The organism is Paracidovorax anthurii (assembly GCF_003269065.1).
Classification (GTDB): Bacteria; Pseudomonadota; Gammaproteobacteria; order Burkholderiales; family Burkholderiaceae_C; genus Paracidovorax; species Paracidovorax anthurii.
The window spans coordinates 13,889-30,001 of the sequence record NZ_QLTA01000009.1 but is presented as its reverse complement, the minus strand read 5'-3'; the positions used below and the strand labels follow the sequence as shown (position 1 = coordinate 30,001).

Genomic DNA, 16,113 nt, shown 5'->3' with positions numbered 1-16,113 from the left:
ATAAACGGCGGAAATGTGGTAACTGCCGAGAATGCGGGCGTTCGCGGATGGGCAAAAAGCGGCGTTGTCCGACATACCCCGGATACCCGATCCATACCGCGCCCGGCGCGGCGGCATTGGGGTTCTCCCGAACGGCCGGCACATGGGTCTTCGGGCGATCTCCCCACATTTGCATCGAAATGGCGGACTGCCAAAATGCTGCCGTCGCCCCAGTAAAAGGAGTAGTGCCCCATGGCCCCGAAGTCTGCCCAGGTACCCCGCCACGCTTTTGCTTCCACCCTCCAGACATTCACCACCGGATCGGGTAAAAGCGGCCAGTTCTATTCACTGCCTGCGCTGGCGCGCAAGTTTCCTTCCGTGAAAAGGCTGCCGGTATCGATTCGTATCGTCCTCGAATCGGTGCTGCGCAATTGCGACGGCCTCAAGGTGACGCCCGCGCACGTGGAACAGCTGGCCCGCTGGCAGCCCGTGGCCGAGCGCAAGGACGAGATTCCGTTCATCGTCTCGCGCGTGGTGCTGCAGGATTTCACCGGGGTGCCGCTGCTGGCCGATCTGGCCGCGATGCGCAGCGTGGCGCAGCGGCTGGGCAAGAAGCCCAAGAAGATCGAGCCGCTGGTGCCCGTCGATCTGGTGGTGGACCACTCGATCATGGTGGACCACTACGGCAGCAAGAAGGCGCTGGACCTGAACATGAAGCTCGAATTCCAGCGCAACCGCGAGCGCTACGAGTTCATGAAGTGGGGCATGCAGGCGTTCGACACCTTCGGCGTGGTGCCGCCGGGCTTCGGCATCGTGCACCAGGTGAACCTGGAGTACCTCGCACGCGGCGTGCACAGGCGCGCCGACGGCGTGTACTACCCCGACACGCTGGTGGGCACCGACAGCCACACCACGATGATCAACGGCATCGGCGTGGTGGCCTGGGGCGTGGGCGGCATCGAGGCCGAGGCGGCGATGCTGGGCCAGCCGGTGTATTTCCTCACGCCGGACGTGGTGGGCTTCGAGCTGACGGGGCAGCTGCGCGAGGGGGTGACGGCGACCGACCTGGTGCTCACGGTGACCGAGATCCTGCGCCGGCACAAGGTGGTGGGCAAGTTCGTGGAGTTTTTCGGCGAGGGCACGCGCACGCTCTCGCTGCCCGACCGCGCCACCATCGGCAACATGGCGCCCGAATACGGCGCCACCATGGGCTTCTTCCCGGTGGACGAGAAGACGATCGATTATTTCGAGGGCACGGGGCGCACGCGCGCCGAGATCGAGGCCTTCGAGGCGTATTTCCGCGCGCAGGGCCTCTTCGGCGTGCCCCGGGCCGGCGAGATCGATTATTCGCAGGTGGTGCGGCTCGACCTGGGCGACGTGACCCCGAGCCTGGCCGGCCCGAAGCGCCCGCAGGACCGCATCGAGCTGGGCAAGGTGAAGGAGCAGTTCACCACGCTGTTCGCCAGGCCGGCGGCCGAGAACGGCTTCAACCGCCCGGCCGAGCTGCTGCACACGCGCCACCACATCCACCGCGCCGGCGAGGCCGCCCCGGCGCGCCTGCCGGGCGAGAAGCCGGCGCCGGCCGGCGGCCCGCGCTTCCTCGTGGAGATGGAGCACAACAAGCCCGCGCTGGAGACGCAGCACGCCGACGCCACGGCGAAGCTGCCGGTTCGGGGGGCCGATCCCACGATCGGCAACGGCGACGTGCTGATCGCCGCCATCACCAGCTGCACGAACACTTCCAACCCCAGCGTGCTGCTGGCGGCCGGCCTGCTGGCCAAGAAGGCGGTGGAGGCGGGCCTGAAGGTGCAGCCGCACATCAAGACCTCGCTGGCCCCGGGCTCGCGCATCGTGACGCAGTACCTGACCGAAACCGGCCTGCTGCCCTACCTGGAAAAACTGGGTTTCGCTGTGGCCGGCTACGGCTGCACGACCTGCATCGGCAACGCGGGCGACCTCGCGCCCGAGATCAACGAGGCCATCACCGGCAACGACCTCGTGTGCGCGGCCGTGCTCTCGGGCAACCGCAATTTCGAGGCGCGCATCCACCCCAACCTCAAGGCCAACTTCCTCGCGAGCCCGCCGCTGGTGGTGGCCTACGCCATCGCGGGCACGGTGCTGCGCGACCTGATGACCGAGCCCGTGGGCAAGGGCCGGGGGGGGCGCGACATCTACCTGGGCGACATCTGGCCGGGCAGCGACGAGATCCACCAGCTCATGCGGCACGCGATGAACGGCAAGGCCTTCCGCGAGAACTACGGCAAGGTGAGGACCGACCCGGGCGCGCTCTGGGGCAAGGTGCAGGGCGTTTCGGGCGACACCTACAACTGGCCTTCCAGCACCTACATCGCCGAGCCGCCGTTCTTCGCCCGATTTGCTCTTGATTCCATAGCAAACAATCCAGAAGAATCAGCGACACGGGCGCAAAAAGGATCGCAATCGGTGCTGGGGGCGCGCATCATGGCGCTGTTCGGCGATTCCATCACCACCGACCACATCTCGCCGGCCGGCTCGATCAAGGAGACGTCTCCCGCCGGGCAGTGGCTGCTGCAGCACGGCGTGATGAAGCAGGACTTCAACAGCTACGGCGCGCGGCGCGGCAACCACGACGTGATGATGCGCGGCACCTTCGCCAACGTGCGCATCAAGAACCTCATGATCCCGCCCAAGGAGGACGGCTCGCGCGAGGAGGGCGGCCTGACGGTCTTCCAGAACGACGGGCCGCACCACGGCGCGACGATGTTCATCTTCGATGCCGCGATGCAGTACATGGCGCAGAAGACGCCCACGGTGATCTTCGCGGGCGAGGAGTACGGCACGGGCTCCAGCCGCGACTGGGCCGCCAAGGGCACGCAGTTGCTGGGCATCAAGGCCGTGGTGGCACGCAGCTTCGAGCGCATCCACCGCTCCAACCTCGTGGGCATGGGCGTGCTGCCGCTGCAGTTCCGCGGAGCGGATTCCTGGGAATCTCTGGGCCTGCGGGGCGATGAGGTGATCGACGTGGTGCCCGATGCGGCGCTCACGCCGCAGAGCGAGGCCAGGCTGGTGATCCGCCGCGCCGACGGCACCCGCCAGGAGGTGGCCCTGACGCTGCGCATCGACACCCCCATCGAGGTGGATTACTACCGCGCCGGCGGCATCCTGCCCTACGTGTTGCGCCAATTGCTCACTGCCTGACCCTGCGGGGACGGGCGGGCCCCCACCGGGCCGTGGGGATCGATACACTTGTGACGATATGTTGTCACCGGGCCGGTGCACAGGGCTTTCCAGGCGTCGCCGCGCTGAAAGCCCGTGAGCGGGCCCCGGTGCATCCTCCCCAGCCGGCCCGCCCTCACCGATCACGCCATGCGTCCGTCCCGCCGCCCGCCGCCCGCCGGTCTTCTCTCCCGCGCCCTGCGGTCAGATACCCCGGCTGTCACCATCGTGCTGGTGGCCGCGGGCATGGCCCTGTTGCTGGTGCCGATCGTGCAGATGCTGGGGGCGGGGCTGGAGGGGCTGCACGGCGTGGAGCCGTTCCTCGACATGGTGGTGGTGCTGGTGGGCCTGCTGGCCGTGTCGGTGTCGCTGCACATGCTGGACGAGAGCTCCCAGGGGCGGGCGAACGTGCTGGTGCTGGGCCTGGCCACGGCGGCGGTGTGCAATTTCCTGCATGGCGTGCTGCAGCACGAGGTGATGGGCGTGCCGGTGGGCGGGAGCATCAATGCATCGGCCTATTTCGCGCTGTGGGGGACGGTGGTCGAGGCGGTCACGCTGCTGCTGTTCGCGCTGCGCGTCTCCGGCCCCGGGCCCGGCCGCGCGTGGGCGGTGGCGGCGTCCGGGCTGGCGCTGGCGATCGTGTGGTCGGCCACGGCCGGCCTGCCCGAACGCCTCGCGCGGTGGTTCGGCGGCCTGCCGTCCCAGGCGGGCGGGTTGTTCTCCGGCGCGTTGCTGGTGCTGGCAGCGGCCCTGCTCTACGGCCCGCACCGCAGGGCGGGCGAGCCGCTGCTGCGCCAGGGGCGCAGGCACCTCATGGCCTCGGCGGCGGTGTCCCTGGCGGCGGGGCAGTTCGTGCTGCTGCTGGTGCTCGCGAGCGGCTATTCCCTGTGGATCGACACCCTCTCGCACGCGCTGCGCGTGCTGGGGTATGCGCTGCTGTTCCAGGCGGTGTTCATCGCCGGCATCCGCATGCCCTTCGCCCGCGTGCGCGAGGCGGAGGCGCGGCTGCGCGAGAGCGAGCTGCGCCTGCAGCTGCTCGGGCGCAACCTGCCCGACAGCGTGCCCTACCAGGTCGTGCGCGAGCCCGATGGCCGCCGCCGCTTCGTGCACATGGGCGAGGCGCTGGAGCGGCTCGTGGGCCTGCCCGCGGCCGAGGTGATGGAGGATGCCTCGCGCCTGTTCGACCGGATCGATCCCGAGGACCGCGCCGCCAGCGCCGAGGCCGACGAGAACTCCTACCGCACCATGGGCGTGAGCCAGTCGGTGGTGCGCATGCGGCGCGCGGACGGCCAGCGGCGGTGGATGCGGCTGAGCTCGTCGCCGCGCCTGCTGGACGACGGCAGCGGCCGGGTGATCTGGGACGGCGTGCTGACCGACGTGACCGAGCAGCGCGAGGCGCAGGAGTTGAGCCACGCGCACGAGATCCAGCTCGCGAGCCTGCTGGGCCGCATGCCGGGTGGTGTCTCGCGGCTCGATCCCGACCTGCGCATCCTCTACGTCAATCCGTCGCAGGCGCAGTGGCTGGGTCGCTCCGAGCGCGAACTCGAAGGGCAACTGCTCTCCGACGTGCTGCCCGCCGAGCTGTTCCATTCGCTGCGCCCGCACGTGCTGCGCGCGCTGCGCGGGCAGACGGTGGTGTTCGAATACAGCACCCCGGGCGGCCAGTCCGGCCCGCTGTTCTTCCACACCACCGTGGTGCCCGAGACGGGGCCCGATGGCCGCGTGGCCGCGGTGGTGGTGTTCGCGTTCGAGCTGACCGAGCAAAAGCGCATGGCCCTGGAGTTGGCGCAGCAGCGCTCGCGGCTCGCGAGCCTCGTGAACGCCATCCCGGACGTGGTGTTCCTCAAGGACGCGCAGGGCCGGTACCTGTCGTGCAACCCGGTGTTCGAGCGCTTCCTGGGCCGCCGCGAGCGCGACATCCTCGGCCTCGGCGACGACGAGCTGCTGCCGCCCATCGAGGCGGCGCGCGTGCGCCAGCTCGACCAGCGCGCCATGGCCGCCTGGCAGCCGCTGGTGTACGAGGAAACGCTCACCTTCGCGGAAGACGGCTATTCCGGCTATTTCGAGACCATCAAGACCCCGATCCGCGACCTGCACGGCCACGTCACCGGCCTGCTGAGCGTGTGCCGCGACATCACCGACCGCAAGAAGGCCGAGCAGCAGATCGAGCTGCTGGCCTTCTTCGACGCGCTCACGGGCCTGCCCAACCGCCGCCTGCTGCTGGACCGCCTGCAGCGTGCGAGCGCGGCCTGCCTGCGCAACCGCCAGCTGGGCGCGCTGCTCTTCATCGACCTGGACAACTTCAAGGACCTGAACGACACCCTGGGCCACGACATGGGCGACCGCCTGCTCGTGCTGGTGGCGCAGCGCCTGCAGGACTGCGTGCGGCCCTCCGACACCGTGGCGCGGTTCGGCGGCGACGAGTTCGTGGTGATGCTGGAGAGCCTGGACGGCGATCTCGCGCAGGCCGCGCTGCAGGCCGAGCAGGTGGCCGAGAAGCTGCTCGCGCAGCTCAACCAGCCGTTCGCGATGGGCTCGCAGCAGCACTACAGCACGCCGAGCATCGGCATCACGCTCTTCGGCGACCAGCGCCGCAGCGTGGACGAGCTGCTCAAGCGCGCCGATCTCGCCATGTACCAGGCCAAGGCCGCCGGCCGCAACACGCAGCGCTTCTTCGACCCGGAGATGCAGGCCGAGGTGACCGCCCGCTCGCAGCTCGAATCCGATCTGCGCCAGGGCATCGCGCGCCAGGAGCTCGCCGTGCACTACCAGCCCATCGTGGACGGCGGCACGCACCTGTGCGGCGCCGAGGCGCTGGTGCGCTGGCACCACCCCGAGAAGGGCCTCATCAGCCCGGCCGATTTCATTCCCATCGCGGAGCAGACCGGGCTCATCGTGCCGCTGGGGCGCCAGGTGCTGGACATCGCCTGCGAGCAGCTCGTGCGCTGGGCGGCGCATCCCGCCACCGCCCACCTCACCATCGCCGTGAACGTGAGCGCGCGGCAGTTCCGCCAGCCCGACTTCGTGGCCGACGTGCTGGAGACGCTGGAGCGCACGGGCGCCAACCCGCGGCGGCTCAAGATCGAGCTCACCGAGAGCCTGCTGCTGGGCGACGTCGAGGACACCATCGCCCGCATGGCCCACCTCCAGCAGGCGGGCGTGGGCTTCGCGCTCGACGATTTCGGCACCGGCTATTCCTCGCTCAGCTACCTCAAGCGCCTGCCGCTGGACCAGGTCAAGATCGACAAGGGCTTCGTGCGCGACGTGCTCACCGACCCCAACGACGCGGCCATCGTGCGCACCATCCTCGCGCTCGCCAAGAGCCTGGATCTGAAGGTGGTCGCCGAAGGGGTGGAGACGGCGGGCCAGCTCAGCTTCCTGAAGCTGCACGGCTGCGAGGGCTTCCAGGGCTACCTGTTCGGCCGCCCGGTCCCGATGGCCGCATTCGAGCGCGAGCACCAGCTGCCCGGCCCGCAGTCCGCGGCGCCCCTGGCACCAGGGGCCGTGGCTCCCCCCGGGCCATGAATACCCGCATCGCCTGGATCGACGCCGCGCCCGAGCTGCCGGACCGGGCCGCCGCGGCCGCCTCCCTGGCGGCGCAGGGCCGCGACTGGGGCCATGCCTGGGAGGTGGTGCAGCTGCCATGGCAGACCTTCGGGATGGCCCCCGGGGAAACGGGCGCGCTGTCCAGCGACGGCCTGCCCGGGTCGGGCGCCGGCTTCGACGCCGTGGTGCTCGCGCCCTCGCTGCACGCCACCGCGCTCCCGCCCTGGGCCGTCCAGCCCGGCCGGCGCATGCCCCTGCTGCTGTGCCTGGGGCCGGAGATCGCCCAGGAGGCCCTGGCCGCCCGGGCGCTGCGCGCCGGGCCGGGCGACTACGTGCAGCGCGGCGCCCAGGGCGATGGCCACGTGCGCGAGCTGGCCTTGCGATTGGTCACGCTGCTGGCCGCCGTGCCTGCGGGCACGGCGGCCATGGTGCGCCGGGCCCGGGGCATGGAGGCGGACGGCGAGGCCGAGGCACGGGACGGTGCCGCGCCCCCCATGCCGCCCGTCGTGGGGGCCGCGCCCGCGGCGCTGCTGCAGACCGCGCTGGACCACATGGGGCTGGGGCTGCTGATCTTCGGGGCGGATGGCCGCCTGCAGCTCTACAACGAACGGCTGCTGGAGATGCTGGAGCTGCCGCGCGCGCTGCTGGACCGCGCGCCCACGCTCGCGGAGATCAAGCAGGTGCAGGCCCGGCGCGGCGATTTCGGCCCCGGCTACGACCGCGTGGACGAGCGCGGCCGCGCCTACGTGGAGAGCGGCGCGAGCCTGGCCGCGCCCGGGGTGTACTGGCGCAAGACCCACAGCGGCCGCACGCTGGAGGTCACCACCACCGCGCTGCCGGGCGGCAGGCTGCTGCGCAGTTTCGCGGACGTGACCTCCCACACGCGCCTGCAGGCGGAGCTGCGCCTGAGCGAGGCGCGCTTTCGCAGCCTGAGCGATCTCTCTTCCGACTGGTACTGGGAGCAGGACGCCAACTACCGCTTCGTCCATTTCGCCGGCGGCTCGGGCAACCTGCGGATGCCCCCCGCGGACATCTTCGGGCGCACGCGCTGGGAGCTGGGCGCCCTCAATTTCACCGACGCCGACTGGGCGGCGCACCGCCGCCTGCTCGATGCGCGCGAGCCCTTCCGCGACCTGGAGCTGCAGCGCCCGGGCGCCGATGGGCGCAATTACTGGGTGTCGCTGAGCGGCGTGCCGGTGTTCGGCGCGGGGGGCGCGTTCCTCGGATACCGGGGCGTGGGGCGCGACATCTCCGAGCGCAAGCGCGTCGAGGCGGAGATCGAGCGCCTGGCCTTCTTCGATGCCCTCACCGGCCTGCCCAACCGCCGCCTGCTCACCGACCGCCTGGGCCGGGCCATCGGCTCCACGGCGGATGGCACGCGGCACGGGGCGCTGCTCTTCATCGACCTGGACAACTTCAAGGACCTGAACGACACGCTGGGCCACGACATGGGCGACCGCCTGCTGGAGCAGGCCGCGCAGCGGCTGCTGGCCTGCGTGCGGCCGCAGGACACGGTGTCGCGCTTCGGCGGCGACGAATTCGTGGTGCTGGCCGAGGGCCTGCCCGGCGACGCGGGCGCCGCGCGCTCAGAGGCCGCCCGGCTGGCCCAGCACATCGTGGCCGCCCTGGGCCCGCCCTACGAGGTCGGCGGCATGGGGCACCACCACAGCACGCCGAGCATCGGGCTGGTGATGTTCGGCGCGGGGCAGGGGGCCGCGCCGGGCGTGGACGACCTGCTCAAGCATGCCGACCTGGCCATGTACCAGGCCAAGGCGGCGGGGCGCAACACCGTGCGCTTCTTCGACCCGTCCATGCAGGCCGCGGTGAGCGCCCGCGCCGCGCTCGAAACCGAGCTGCGGCAGGCCCTGCGGGCCGATGAGCTGGTGCTGCACTACCAGCCCATCGTGGACGTCGGGGGGCACATGCTCGGGGCCGAGGCGCTGGTGCGCTGGCGGCATCCGCGCCGGGGCATGGTGCTGCCCGGGGAGTTCATCCCGGTGGCCGAGCAGGGCGGCCTGATCGTGCCGCTGGGGCAGTGGGTGCTGGAGCGCGGCTGCGAGCAGCTCGTCGCCTGGGCGCGCGGCGCGGCCACGGCGCAGCTCGTGCTGTCGGTCAACGTGAGCGTGCGCCAGTTCCGCCAGCCCGACTTCGTGGACCAGGTGCTGCGGGCGCTGCGCCGCAGCGGCGCGCAGCCGAGGCTGCTCAAGATCGAGCTGACCGAGAGCCTGCTCATGGTCGATGTGGAGGAGGTCATCGCGCGCATGGATCAGCTGCGCGCGCACGGCGTGGGCTTTTCCATCGACGACTTCGGCACGGGCTATTCCTCGCTCAGCTACCTCAAGCGCCTGCCGCTCGATCAGCTCAAGATCGACCAGGGCTTCGTGCGCGACGTGCTCTCCGACCCCAACGACGCGGCCATCGTGCGTACCATCCTCGCGCTGGCGCAGAGCCTGGACCTGAGCGTGGTGGCCGAAGGGGTGGAGACCACGGGCCAGCTGCAGTTCCTGCAGCGCCACGGCTGCCATGCCTTCCAGGGGCACCTCTTCGGGCGACCCGCGCCGGCCTCGGTGCTGGAGCGCGCGCTGCGCCCCGCGCTGTGACGGCTGCGCCGCCGCAGGGGCGCGGCAGTCATTCCATTGACCTGCCTCGTGCCGCGCGGCGCACGCCCCGCGCACAATCGCGCGCATGAACCACACACGACAGCCGGTGCTCCTGATCGCCGGAGGGGGCATCGGCGGCCTGGCCGCGGCGCTGGGCGCCGGGCGCGGGGGCTGGGCCGTGGAGCTTTTCGAGCGCGCCCCCGCCTTCACCGAGGTGGGCGCGGGCGTGCAACTGGGCCCCAATGCCGTGCGGCGCCTGCAGGCCTGGGGCCTGGGCGGCGCGCTGCAGTCCGTGGCCGCCTACCCTGACCGGCTGCAGGTGCGCAGCGCCCTGCACGGCGGCGTGCTGGCCACGCTGCCGCTGGGCGAGGCCCTGCGGGCCCGCTACGGCGCGCCCTACGCCACCATCCATCGCGCCGACCTGCACGGCCTGCTGCTGGAGGCCGCGCGCGCCCAGGCCGGCGTGCGGCTGCATCCGGGCGAGACCATCGCCGGCCATGCCGAGGAGGCGCACGGCATCGTGCTGCGCACGGCGGCGGGCGACGCACCGCGCGGCGATGCCTTCATCGGCGCCGACGGGCTGCGCAGCGCCACCCGCGCGCGCCTGCTGGGCGATGCGCCCGCGCGGGTGTCGGGCCACCTGGCCTACCGCGCCGTGGTGCCGCAGGCCGCGCTGCCGCAGGGCCTGCGCACGGCGCAGGTCACCGCCTGGCTGGGGCCGGGCCTGCACGTGGTGCAGTACCCGGTGCGGCGCGGCGAGCTGATGAACGTCGTGGCCATTCGCCACGGCCGCGCGCCGGACGACCTGGACGGCTGGGACCACGCGGGCAACGCGGGCGACCTCGAATCGGCGCTGCGCGGCGCCTGCGCGGCGCTGCAGGACGTGGTGCGCGCCGTGCCGCACGCGGGCGCGGGCTGGCGCCTCTGGCCGCTGTGCGACCGCCCGCCCGTGGGGGGGCCGCAGGAGATGGCCCGGGGCCGCGTGGCCCTGCTGGGCGACGCGGCCCACCCCATGCGGCCGTACCTGGCCCAGGGCGCGGGCATGGCGATCGAGGATGCCGCCGTGCTGCAGCAGGTGCTGGCCGGCGCGGGCGCGGGCGCGGGCGCGGACGTGCCCGGGCGCCTGCGGCACTATGCCGGGCAGCGCTGGCGGCGCAATGCGCGCGTGCAGGCCCGCGCCGAGCGCAACGGCCGCATCTTCCACGCGGCGGGCCCGGTGCGCTGGGCCCGCGACGCCGCGCTGCGCCTGCTGGGCGAGCGGCTGCTGGACCAGCCCTGGCTTTATCGGGAGCCGGCGGACGGGCCGGCCGCGCCCGGCGGCGCCGGCAGCAGCCGGTAGGCCAGCGCGCCGGCCGCCAGCAGCCCGGCGATGGTGAGCAGCACCGCCGCATACGGGTCGGCGCCGCGCGCCGCGGCCACCGATGCGGCCAGGCCCGTCACCCACTGCACCAGCGCCACGCCGAGGAACATCGCCATGGTGAACACCGACATCGCGCGCCCGGTCATGGCGGGCGGGTAGGCCGAGCGCACGTCGGCGTACTGCAGCACCAGGGCGCCCGAGAGCACGCCCACCGCGATCGCGCCGGCCACGTCCGCGCGGGCGCTGTGCAGCGCCCCCATGGCCAGGAAGATCGCCGCGATCAGCAGCGTGGCGCCGATGATCCAGCGCCGGCGGCGCGCGGGGCCGGGGTCGAGCCGGCCGAAGGCGGCGGGGCCGAAGAGCGACACCAGCGACACCAGCAGCGCCACGTTGCCGCTCTCCACCAGCGAGAAGCCGTGCCGCCCGATCAGCAGCGGCCCCAGCCACAGGCCGCGCAGCGCGAGGAAGGCCGCATAGGTCACCAGGCCCAGCAGCAGGATGCCCGGCGTGTGCGGCAGCAGGAAAAGCGCGCCGAAGCCGCGCATCGCCGCGCCCGGCGATTCGCGCGGCGGCGCGTCCTTCGCATGCGTTGCGGGCTCGCGCACGCGCCAGGCGATCAGCAGCCAGGCCGCGGCCGCCAGCCCCGCCAGCACGCCGAAGCCCGCACGCCAGGAGGTGCACTCCACCAGCCACGCCAGCGGCGTGCCGGTGAACAGCATGCCCAGCCCGCCCACGCCCAGCGCCACGCCCGAGACGAACGCGAAGCGCCGCGCCGGAAAGTGCCGCGCGATGAACACCGTGCACGCCAGGAAGGCCGGCGCGCAGCCCACGCCGATCAGCGCCTGCCCGGCCAGCACGGCGCCATGGCCCGGTGCCAGCGCGGACAGCAGCGCTCCCGCGACCGCGAGCGGAAACACCGCGAGCACCGTGCGCCGCACGCCGAAGAGATCGATGCCCACGCCCATGAAGAGCTGCATGGTGCCGAACGCGAAGGCGAAGGTGCCCGCGAACACGCCCAGCGCCTGCGCGGAGAGGCCGAACTCCGCCTGCAGCCCCGTGGCGATGATGGCCGTGACCGTGCGGAACGCCTGGCTGAGCGCGAAGCCCGAGACCAGCGCGAGCAGCATGGCCCAGGGGGCGCCCGAGTCCGGAGGCGCGGCTGTTTCGACAGGGGGCTGGCGAGTGGAGTGCATGGCGGCGGAGGGCGTGCGGACGGCCTCGCCGCGGCTGCGGCGAGGCTCCGGCATTCTCGGCTTTTAGCCGCACGTGCGCAGTCCCCCAGGGCGCATGGAACCGGCGCGGCGCCACCCGTCAGAAGGCCGCTCAGGCGGGCTTCAGAGACTCGTCCTCAGCTTCCAGATCTCGGGGAACAGCACCACGTCCAGCATGCGGCGCAGATAGCTCACCCCGCCCGTGCCGCCCGTGCCGCGCTTGAAGCCGATCACGCGCTCCACCGTGGTCACGTGGCGGAAGCGCCAGAGGCGGAAGGCGTCCTCCAGGTCGGTGAGCTTCTCGCCGATCTGGTAGAGGTCCCAGTGGCGCGCCGTGTCGCGGTACACGGCCAGCCAGGCCTGCTCCACCGCGTCGCTCTCCGCATAGGGCTGGGTCCAGTCGCGCTGCGTGTGGCTGGCGGGCACATGAAGGCCCCGGCGCGCCAGCAGGCGCAGCACCTCATCGTAGAGCGAGGGGGCCTCGTAGGCGGCCTGCACGCGCGCGAGCAGGTCGGGGCGGTGCGCATGCGGCCGGAGCATGGCCGCGTTCTTGTTGCCCAGCGCGAACTCGATGCAGCGGTACTGGTAGCTCTGGAAGCCGCTGGACTGCGCCAGGTAGGGGCGGATGGCGCTGTACTCGGGCGGCGTCATCGTGGCCAGCACGTCCCAGGCGTGCACGAGCTGCTCCATGATCTTGGACACGCGCGCGAGCATCTTGAAGGCCGGCGGCAGGTCGTCCCGCGCCACGTGGGCGATGGCTGCCTGCAGCTCGTGCAGCATGAGCTTCATCCACAGCTCGCTGGTCTGGTGCTGCACGATGAACAGCATCTCGTTGTGGTTGGGCGAGAGGGGCGACTGCGCGCTCAGGATCGCGTCGAGCTGCAGGTAGTCGCCATAGCTCATGTCGCGGCTGAAGTCGAGCTGGGCGCGCTCTTCGTGCACGATGGCTTCGGGCTGGGGGGCTGCGGTGGTGGCGGCTTGCGGGGCGTGGGGGCACATGGGGGGCGGTCTCCGGCCGGTTCAGGTCACGGCATGTTGTTGGTTGAATTCGGGGCGGCGCCATTCGCCGCTCTCCAGCACCGTGCGCAGGTGCTCCACGGCGTTCCAGACGTCCTCGTGGCCGAGGTAGAGCGGCGTGAAGCCGAAGCGCAGGATGTCCTTGTGCGGGCCCTGGCCGCCGTCGCCCTTGCGGAAGTCGCCGATCACGCCGCGCGCGATCAGCGCCTGCACGATGGCGTAGGCGCCGCTGCCCCGGCCGTCCACGCCCTGGCCTTCGTCGCGCGTCAGGCAGACCTGGGAGCCGCGCTGCGCATGCCCGCGCGGCGTGGCCAGGCCCAGGCCGTGGCCCGCGCAGCGCTCCTCCACCAATCGAATGAACAGGTCCGTGAGGGCCAGCGACTTCGCGCGCAGCGCCGCCATGCCGCCCAGCGGCCCGGCCGCGGTGAACACGTCCAGCCCGCACTGCAGGGCCGACAGACTGATGATGGGCTGCGTGCCGCAGAGGTAGCGCGCGATGCCCTGGGCCGGCTGGTAGCCGGGCGTGAAGGCGAACGGCGCCGCGTGGCCCCACCAGCCCGACAGCGGCTGCCAGAATCGGTCCGCGTGGCGCGGGTGCACCCACGCGAAGGCGGGCGCGCCGGGGCCGCCGTTGAGGTACTTGTAGCCGCAGCCGATCGAGAAATCCGCCTGCGCGCCGCGCAGGTCCACCGGCACCGCGCCCGCGCTGTGCGCCAGGTCCCACACGCAGAGGATGCCCCGGGCATGCGCGTCGGCGGTGACCGCTGCCATGTTGTGCATCGCGCCCGTGCGGTAGTTGACGTGGGTGAGCATCAGCACGGCCACGTCGCCCGTGAGCGCGGCGGCGATGTCCTCGGGCTCCACCAGCACCAGCTCCAGGCCGCGCTCCCGGCACAGGCCTTCGGCGATGTAGAGATCGGTGGGGAAGTTGCTGCGCTCGCTCACCACGCGGCGGCGCGCGGGTGCGTCCTCGCGGGCGATGTTCAGCGCGGCGCTCAGCACCTTGTAGAGATTGACGGAGGTGCTGTCGGTGCACACCACCTCGCCGGCGCCCGCGCCGATCAGCGGCGCGAGCTGGTCGCCCAGGCGCTGCGGCAGGTCGAACCAGCGGGCGTCGTTCCACGAGCGGATCAGGTCCGTGCCCCACTCGCGCGCCACCACGTCGGCGATGCGCGCGGGCGCGGCCCGGGGCATCACGCCCAGGGAATTGCCGTCGAGGTAGATCACGCCCTCGGGCAGCAGGAAGTGGTCGCGCAGCGGGCGCAGCGGGTCTTGCGCATCGAGGGCGCGGCAGTCGTCCAGGGTGGTCATGGCAGGGGATTGCTATTAAATGTGTAGCTAACTTCGCAGCGGATACGGCGACATGGAGGCCCAAAGGCCGAGAAAAGGGCCTTCAGGGCGCCCGGGGCTCAGTCCAGGGCCCGCAGCACGGCACGCACGGGCGAGGCATCGGCGGTGGTGAGCTTCAGGGGCAGGGCGATGAGTTCGTAGTCGCCCTCGGGCACGGCGTCGAGCACGAGGTTCTCCAGCACCCGCAGGCCGCGCCGGCGGATCACCTGGTGGCTCTCCAGCGCCTTGCTCTCGGCCGGGTCGATGCTGGCGGTGTCGATGCCCACCAGCACCACGCCCCGGTCGGCCAGGCGCTCGATGGTCTCGGGCGCATAGGCGGCCAGCGCGCCGTCCCAGCGGTCCACGGGCATGCGCCCGTAGGTGCGCACCAGCACGCGCGGGGGCAGGGGGGCGCCGCCGTCCACGGCGTGCGCGAGGTGCTCCCACCCGATGAGAGGGCCCCGGCCGATCGCGTGGATGACCCGGCAGGGCCCGAGGAAGGCGTCCAGCGCGACGTTGCCGATGGCGGCGCCCTGGGGGTCGTAGTGCAGCGGGGCGTCGGCATGCGAGCCCACGTGCGGCGAGAGGGTGACCGCGCTCACGTTCACCGGGCACTGCGGGCCGATGGTGGCGCACCACTGTTGCGAATAGGGCGTGTCGCCCGGGAACACCGGGCTGCCGGCGTGCACCGGCGCGGAAATGTCCCACAGCGTGCGGGTAGCGGTCATAGGCTGTCTCCTCCCTCCAAAGGCGGCTTCGAACCGCTATGGGGCGCATCCTAGGCACACGGGTGGGGTATGGTGTCGTTTAATCCTGACAAGCCTGAAAATTGGATAAATCTTCCGATTTGCTGGAAAAAGGAAAAAACCTATGCAAGCCGACCTCGATCGCACCGACCGGCAGCTCCTGGCGGCCCTGCAGGACGACGCGCGCCTCACCTCGGGCGAGCTGGCGCAGATGGCGCACCTCTCGCAGTCGCCCTGCTGGCGGCGCGTCAAGCGCCTGGAGGACGACGGCGTCATCGCCGGCTACCACGCGGCCCTGGACCGCCGCGCACTGGGGCTGGGCGTGCTGGTGTTCGTGATGGTGGGCATCGACCGGCAGACCGAGGCGTCCTCCCGGCCGTTCGAGGACGCCGTCCGCGCGATCCCCGAGGTGGTGATGTTCCACGGCATCTCCGGGCCCGAGGATTTCATGCTCGTGGTGGTGGCCCGCGACCTGGATGCGTATTCCGAGCTGCTGCAGGGCCGGCTGCACCGCCTGCCCGGCGTGCGCCACGTGCACAGCTATTTCTCGCTGCAGGAATTCAAGGGGCGCATCGGCGGGCTGCCGGTGCCCGGCTGACCTTGGCCGGGCCCGCGCGGGCCCGCGGTCCGGTCAGAACACCACGGAGTCCGCCAGCGGCTCCAGGCCGTGGCGCCTGCGCGCGCGGGCGCAGGCTTCGCCGCCGGCCTCGAACTCGCGGCAGGGGGAGGGGCGCCATTCGTAGATGCCGCAGGCCGCCCGGGCGCCCACGCGGCCGGTGAGCGCCGCGCAGCGCGGCGCGGCGTGGTCGGTGCCCCGCATGCGGCGCAGCCCGTCGTTCACCTCCACCACGAGGCCCCCCGGGACGCTGCCACCCATCTCCTCCGATTCGTGCACCGAGAAATCGACGCGGAAACTCGCGCAGCAGGCGCCGCACGTCAGGCAGGGATGGAGGCTCATGGACAAGGTGGCTGGCGGTGGCGGGCTGGGCGCGATTGTGCCGCGCCCCGCGCGGCGGCGGCCCGGCGACAGAAATGCCCGGTCCGCAGAACCTTTGCGGGCTGCCCGGGTCTGTGATCCATCACAAGGCCCTCGAAGGCCGGGTGGATAGAATGAAAATTAATATCATTTC

Annotated in this window: 10 protein-coding genes; 5 read left to right on the top strand and 5 right to left on the bottom strand. The window is 71.9% G+C overall.

Annotated elements, in window-relative coordinates; translation table 11 throughout:
• The first annotated feature begins 231 nt into the window (after positions 1-231).
• The 4 genes from AX018_RS06455 (at position 232) to AX018_RS06440 (ending at position 10,659) form a co-directional block, all read left to right on the top strand.
• Complete coding sequence (locus AX018_RS06455) at positions 232-3,156, top strand: aconitate hydratase (RefSeq protein WP_111876485.1); 2,925 nt, start codon at positions 232-234, stop codon at positions 3,154-3,156.
• A 168-nt stretch (positions 3,157-3,324) separates the two neighbouring features.
• Positions 3,325-6,699 (top strand): EAL domain-containing protein, encoded by a 3,375-nt coding sequence (locus AX018_RS06450; RefSeq protein ID WP_111876484.1) that lies wholly within the window; start codon positions 3,325-3,327, stop codon positions 6,697-6,699.
• Positions 6,696-9,320: a putative bifunctional diguanylate cyclase/phosphodiesterase gene (locus AX018_RS06445; RefSeq protein WP_111876483.1), complete on the top strand. Its 2,625-nt coding sequence runs from the start codon at positions 6,696-6,698 to the stop codon at positions 9,318-9,320. The genes AX018_RS06450 and AX018_RS06445 overlap by 4 nt, the downstream gene beginning before the upstream one ends.
• 85 nt (positions 9,321-9,405) lie before the next feature.
• Complete coding sequence (locus AX018_RS06440) at positions 9,406-10,659, top strand: FAD-dependent monooxygenase (protein ID WP_111876482.1); 1,254 nt, start codon at positions 9,406-9,408, stop codon at positions 10,657-10,659.
• Here AX018_RS06440 and AX018_RS06435 read toward each other — a convergent pair.
• The 4 genes from AX018_RS06435 to kynB form a co-directional block, all read right to left on the bottom strand.
• Positions 10,602-11,873 (bottom strand): MFS transporter, encoded by a 1,272-nt coding sequence (locus AX018_RS06435; protein WP_170146196.1) that lies wholly within the window; start codon positions 11,871-11,873, stop codon positions 10,602-10,604. The genes AX018_RS06440 and AX018_RS06435 overlap by 58 nt on opposite strands.
• A gap of 141 nt (positions 11,874-12,014) precedes the next feature.
• A complete protein-coding gene (kynA, locus tag AX018_RS06430; protein ID WP_111876480.1) occupies positions 12,015-12,890 on the bottom strand; it encodes a tryptophan 2,3-dioxygenase in 876 nt (291 codons plus the stop codon).
• Positions 12,891-12,911: 21 nt separating this feature from the next.
• Positions 12,912-14,219, bottom strand: coding sequence for a kynureninase (kynU, locus tag AX018_RS06425; protein WP_111876479.1), 1,308 nt, complete (start codon positions 14,217-14,219; stop codon positions 12,912-12,914).
• Positions 14,220-14,317: 98 nt separating this feature from the next.
• The gene (kynB, locus tag AX018_RS06420; RefSeq protein ID WP_111876478.1) at positions 14,318-14,965 is read right to left on the bottom strand and encodes an arylformamidase; all 648 of its coding nucleotides are present in this window, start codon (positions 14,963-14,965) and stop codon (positions 14,318-14,320) included.
• A gap of 142 nt (positions 14,966-15,107) precedes the next feature.
• Between kynB and AX018_RS06415 the strand changes: the two genes are divergently transcribed.
• Positions 15,108-15,581 (top strand): Lrp/AsnC family transcriptional regulator, encoded by a 474-nt coding sequence (locus tag AX018_RS06415; protein WP_111876477.1) that lies wholly within the window; start codon positions 15,108-15,110, stop codon positions 15,579-15,581.
• Between the two features lie 33 nt (positions 15,582-15,614).
• Here the strand turns inward: AX018_RS06415 and AX018_RS06410 are convergent, their stop codons facing one another.
• On the bottom strand, positions 15,615-15,941 hold the full coding sequence (locus AX018_RS06410; protein WP_111876476.1) for a YkgJ family cysteine cluster protein: 327 nt from the start codon (positions 15,939-15,941) through the stop codon (positions 15,615-15,617).
• Positions 15,942-16,113 lie beyond the last annotated feature (172 nt).